Source organism: Ralstonia sp. ASV6, assembly GCF_016429285.1.
GTDB lineage: Bacteria > Pseudomonadota > Gammaproteobacteria > Burkholderiales > Burkholderiaceae > Ralstonia > Ralstonia flaminis.
Map to the genome: position 1 here is coordinate 1 of NZ_JAELUI010000221.1, position 5,734 is coordinate 5,734.

The 5,734-nt window shown below is 63.1% G+C and carries 5 protein-coding genes; all 5 read left to right on the plus strand.

Annotation, left to right across the window (positions count from 1 at the left end; translation table 11 throughout):
- Positions 1–251: 251 nt before the first annotated feature.
- A complete protein-coding gene (locus JHD73_RS26040) occupies positions 252–1,241 on the plus strand; it encodes a malate dehydrogenase (protein ID WP_021194926.1) in 990 nt (329 codons plus the stop codon).
- 111 nt (positions 1,242–1,352) lie between these two features.
- On the plus strand, positions 1,353–2,333 hold the full coding sequence (locus JHD73_RS26045; protein WP_199033054.1) for a CoA ester lyase: 981 nt from the start codon (positions 1,353–1,355) through the stop codon (positions 2,331–2,333).
- A 13-nt stretch (positions 2,334–2,346) separates the two neighbouring features.
- Positions 2,347–3,243, plus strand: a complete 897-nt coding sequence (gene prpB / locus JHD73_RS26050; RefSeq protein ID WP_199033055.1) for a methylisocitrate lyase — start codon at positions 2,347–2,349, stop codon at positions 3,241–3,243.
- Positions 3,244–3,500: 257 nt separating this feature from the next.
- Positions 3,501–4,046, plus strand: a complete 546-nt coding sequence (locus JHD73_RS26055; protein WP_199033056.1) for a hypothetical protein — start codon at positions 3,501–3,503, stop codon at positions 4,044–4,046.
- 35 nt (positions 4,047–4,081) lie between these two features.
- Positions 4,082–5,533, plus strand: coding sequence for a bifunctional 2-methylcitrate dehydratase/aconitate hydratase (locus JHD73_RS26060; protein ID WP_199033057.1), 1,452 nt, complete (start codon positions 4,082–4,084; stop codon positions 5,531–5,533).
- Positions 5,534–5,734: the final 201 nt, after the last annotated feature.

The window sequence follows — 5,734 nt, forward strand, 5'->3', positions numbered from 1 at the left end:
GCCCTACACTCGCGCCTGTTCCGGACGACGGGCTTCGCACTTGCGTCGGCAGGCCTCAAGATCCATCGCAAGGGTGTTTCCACTTCGTCATGCGGACGCAGTAAACTGCGAGGCTCTTGCCTAATCCGAGCCGACCGCCCACGAGGCGCCGACCGTTGCCGGCAATGCCTGCGAGGCTGCACCGACATCCCGCCAGGATGCCCCGCCGCGCGCAGTGCGATCCGCTTTTCACACCCATTTGGAGAGTTCTCATGGCAAAAGCACCCATGCGCGTCGCAGTGACCGGCGCTGCTGGTCAGATCGGTTACGCCCTGCTGTTCCGTATCGCGTCCGGCGAAATGCTGGGCAAGGATCAGCCCGTCATCCTGCAACTGCTGGAAATTCCCGATGAGAAGGCCCAGAAGGCGCTCAAGGGCGTGATGATGGAGCTCGACGACTGCGCGTTCCCTCTGCTGGCCGGCATGGAAGCCCACTCCGACCCGATGACCGCGTTCAAGGACGTGGACGTGGCCCTGCTGGTGGGCGCCCGCCCCCGCGGCCCGGGCATGGAGCGCGCGGACCTGCTGTCGGCCAACGCCCAGATCTTCACGGCGCAGGGCAAGGCACTGAACGCCGTCGCCTCGCGCAACGTCAAGGTGCTGGTGGTCGGCAACCCGGCCAACACCAACGCCTACATCGCCATGAAGTCGGCGCCGGACCTGCCGCGCGAGAACTTCACCGCCATGCTGCGCCTGGACCACAACCGCGCCCTGTCGCAGATCGCCGCCAAGACCGGCAAGCCGGTGTCGAGCATCGAGAAGCTGTTCGTGTGGGGCAACCACAGCCCGACGATGTACGCCGACTACCGCTACGCCACGATCGACGGCAAGAGCGTCAAGGACATGATCAACGATCCGGTGTGGAACAACGATGTGTTCCTGCCGACCGTTGGCAAGCGCGGCGCCGCCATCATTGAAGCGCGTGGCCTGTCGTCGGCTGCCTCGGCAGCTGGCGCCGCCATCGACCACGTGCGTGACTGGCTGCTGGGTTCGAACGGCAAGATCGTCACGATGGGCATCCCTTCGAACGGCGACTACGGCATCCCGCAAGACGTGATGTTCGGTTTCCCGGTCACGACCGCCAACGGCAAGTACGAAGTGGTCAAGGGTCTGGAGATCGACGAGTACAGCCAAGGCAAGATCAAGATCACGCTCGACGAGCTGGAAGGCGAGCGCGCAGGCGTGCAGCACCTGCTGGGCTGAAACGCATGATCTGACGAAAAACCGGAGTGGATCGGCAACGAACCCTCCGGTTTTTTTGCACCTAAAATCACGGCGCAGTGCAGTAAGCGCCACTCAAACCGGTACCACGCAGTGCACCCCACCGAGGTTTTGTTCCAGGACGACGACGCTCCGGCGCAATTGCCGGTTTGCGACCACTATGCGGGCGCAGAGAAGCTGATGCGCAAGTCGCTTGCTCTGCAACAAGCCCTTGGCCCTGTCTTCGATATCACGTTCGACTGTGAGGATGGCGCCGCAGTCGGCCAGGAACGCGCCCATGCCGAACTGGCCGCCGCGCTCATCAACAGCGACGACAACCGCTTCAACCGCGTGGGTGTCCGCATCCACGATCCGAGCCACGACGCGTGGATGCAGGATGTCGACATCCTCGTCGGCCTTGCCGGCAGCCGCCTCGCCTACGTGACCGTGCCCAAGGTGCGCGACGTGGTGGAGGTGGCCCGCGTGACCGATCGCGTCAATCAGGCCGCGCGTGCAGCCGGCATCGCGCGACACCTGCCGATCCACGTACTGATCGAAACGCACGGCGCGCTGGCGCAGGTGTTCGACATTGCCTCGTTGGTGCAGGTGGAATGCCTGAGTTTCGGGCTGATGGATTTCGTGTCTGCGCACAACGGTGCAATTCCGGGCGCGGCGATGGGCTCTCCGGAGCAGTTCGAACATCCGCTGATCCGCCGCGCGCTGACCGACATTTCCGCCGCGTGCCATGCCCACGGCAAAGTCCCGTCGCACAACGTCAGCACAGACATCAAGCGCCCGGACCGCGCCGGCGCTGATGCCGCGCATGCCCGCAATGCATTCGGCTATCTGCGCAAGTGGAGCATCCATCCGGATCAGATCGGGCCCATCGTTTCTGCGTTCCGGCCGTCGCACGAAGAAGTGACACAGGCAGCCGCCATTCTTGCGGCGGCACAGGACGCGTCATGGGGCCCGATCCAGCACGACGGCCGCCTGCATGACCGCGCAAGCTACCGCTACTGGTGGACTGTGCTGCAACGTGCGCACACGACCGGCGTCGACATACCGCCTGAAGCTGCCGCGCGCTTCTTCGGCTAAGAGGAGATTCGCCATGACCGACACCGCCCAAGCCAGCGCAGGCGCCCGCTTCCGCCAGGCCCTGATCGAAGAATCGCCGCTGCAAGTCGTCGGCGCCATCAATGCCAACCATGCGCTGCTTGCCAAACGTGCCGGCTATCGCGCGATCTACCTGTCGGGCGGCGGCGTGGCAGCCGGCTCGCTAGGTCTGCCGGACCTGGGCATTTCCGGCCTGGATGACGTCCTGACCGACGTGCGCCGTATCACCGACGTGTGCGACGTACCGCTGTTGGTGGACGTTGACACGGGTTTTGGCGCTTCTGCCTTCAACGTGGCGCGCACGACCAAGTCGCTCATCAAGTTTGGCGCCGCGGCCATGCATATCGAAGACCAGGTCGGCGCCAAGCGCTGCGGCCATCGCCCCAACAAGGAGATCGTCTCCCAGGACGAGATGGTCGACCGCATCAAGGCCGCCGTTGACGCGCGCACCGATGCCAGTTTCGTCGTCATGGCCCGCACAGACGCGCTGGCCGTCGAAGGTTTTGACCGGGCGCTCGAACGCGCCGTGGCCTGTGTAGAAGCGGGCGCGGATGCGATCTTTCCCGAGGCGATGACCGATCTGTCGATGTACCGCAGGTTCGTTGACGCTGTGAAGGTACCGGTGCTCGCGAACATCACTGAATTTGGCCAGACGCCGCTGTTCACGCGCGACGAGCTGGCCTCGGTAGGCGTGTCGATGATCCTGTATCCACTGTCGGCCTTCCGTGCGATGAACAAGGCAGCAGAACATGTCTACGCAGCAATTCGCCGCGACGGGACGCAGAAGAACGTGGTCGACACGATGCAGACGCGCATGGAACTGTACGACAGCATTGGTTACCACGAGTACGAAGCCAAGCTGGACGCGCTGTTTGCGCAGAATCGCGGCTGACGATCGCAAACCTGACCCAATCAACACCAACACACCGACAAGGAGAACGGCCGAGACGAAGAAGCGAGAGGTGAGCTGCACGAAACCGGGCGGCACGAAGCCGACACCCCCCGTTTGGGCGAAGGCTGGCGTTGCCGTATAACAGAACGTTGGGCGCCGCGACCAAATCGGTCAAAATACCGGCCGGTGCGCGCAAAGCCCTGGCATTCCTGGCCACGGCAACCGCCTCCCCACTCCGTCTTACCGAAGGAAACTCTATGAACAAGTTCATCGTGGGCGCCTGCGCCGGCGTTCTTTCGCTGGCCGCGTCGCAATACGCAGCCGCCCAGACCGCCACGCCCGCCAAGCCGGCAGCCAAGAAGGCACCGGCCAAGAAGAAGACCACCAAGAAGGCAACCCCTGTTGCCGCAGTCAAGCCGGATGGCGTGCAATGGAAGTGCGAACTCGGCAACGAGTTCTACATCGCCGGCGACATGACGCGCGATCAGATCATCAAGCTGCACTGGAAGGGCAAGAACTACGATCTGCCGCGCCAGCTGACCCACACCGGTGCCGACCGCTACTTCGACCAGAAGACCGGCTTCGACCTGGTGGTCATTCCCGCCAAGGCCATGCTGTTCGACCGCAACGAAGGCCACCGCTTGGCCGACGAGTGCCAGACCGCCGAAATGGCCGCTGGCGCACCGGCACCGACGCAAGCTGGCGCCCTGCGCGCTCCAGCCGGCCTGCCGCTGATGCTGCAAGACAACGCCGCACCGGCACCGGCCCCCGCGCCGGGCGTTGCCCAGCCGGCCAAGCAGTAACGCGAGTCAACGCGAGAGGCCCGCAGGAGCCACCCATGTCCGCACCGGTTGCGAACATTCGCCCGAAACCTGACAAGGTCATCGTCGACATCGTCGACTACGTGACCAAGTCCAAGCTCACCAGCAAGACGGCCTATGAAACGGCCCGTCATTGCCTGCTGGACACCTTGGGCTGCGGGCTGGAGGCGCTGTCGTATCCAGCGTGTACCAAGCTCCTGGGGCCCATCGTGCCGGGAACCATCGTGCCCAACGGCGCGAAGGTCCCGGGCACGCAATTCCAGCTCGATCCAGTGCAGGCGGCGTTCAACATCGGCGCCATGATCCGCTGGCTGGATTTCAACGACACCTGGCTGGCTGCTGAATGGGGCCACCCGTCGGACAACCTCGGCGGCATCTTGGCCGTGGCGGACTGGTTGTCCCGCACGAACCTCGCCAATGGCAAAAAGCCGCTGGTGATGCGTGACGTGCTGACCGCGATGATCCGCGCCCATGAGATCCAGGGCTGCATCGCGCTCGAGAATGCATTCAATAAGGTGGGGCTTGACCACGTTGTGCTGGTCAAGGTCGCCACCACCGCGGTGGTCGGGCAGTTGCTCGGGCTATCGCGCGACGAGATCATCAATGCCGTGTCGCTGGCGTGGGTTGATGGCCAATCGCTGCGCACCTACCGCCACGCGCCCAATACGGGCAGCCGTAAATCGTGGGCAGCGGGTGATGCGACCAGCCGCGGCGTGCGCCTGGCGCTGATGGCCAAAACGGGTGAGATGGGCTACCCCTCTGCCCTCACCGCCAAGGAATGGGGCTTCTACGATGTGTCCTTCAAGGGACAGCCGTTCAAGTTCCAGCGCAAGTACGGCACGTACGTGATGGAAAACGTGCTGTTCAAGATCAGCTTTCCGGCCGAATTCCATGCACAGACTGCTGCCGAAGCGGCCATCACACTGCACAAGGCACTTGCGAAGGCCGGTAAGACCATCGACGACATCGATAGGATCACGATTCGCACGCACGAAGCGGCGCTGCGTATCATCGACAAGCAAGGCCCTCTGAATAACCCGGCGGATCGCGACCATTGCATCCAGTACATGGTCGCCGTGCCCCTCATCTTCGGCCGGCTGACGGCGGAAGACTACGAAGACAACGTCGCCCGCGACCCGCGCATTGATGCGTTGCGCGAGAAGATTGTCTGCGTGGAAGACAAGCAGTTCACCCAGGATTACCACGACCCCGAGAAGCGTTCGATCGCCAATGCGATCACCGTTCAGTTCAAGGACGGCAAGGCGCTCAAGGAAGTCGTGGTGGAGTACCCGATTGGCCATAAGCGGCGGCGCAAGGAAAGCATGCCACTATTGGTCGAGAAGTTCAGGACCAACCTGGCCCGCCGTTTTCCGGCCAGGCAGCAGGACGCGATCCTGGCGGTATCGCTGAACCAGCAGACGCTGGAAGCGATGCCGGTCAATGCGTATGTCGATTTGTACGTGATTTGAATTGGATTTGATTGACTTGATGTATCCGCAAGGGACACTCTGGTGCCCCGCGCATCCTTAAGCCTGGAGTCATGCCATGCCCCACAACCTGAAAAAAACACTCAAGGAATTCAAGATCAACGGCGGTCAGACCGGCAAGTTCCATTCCCTGCCGCAGTTGGGCAAGGAACTGGGCGTGGCGATCGAGCGCCTGCCGGTATC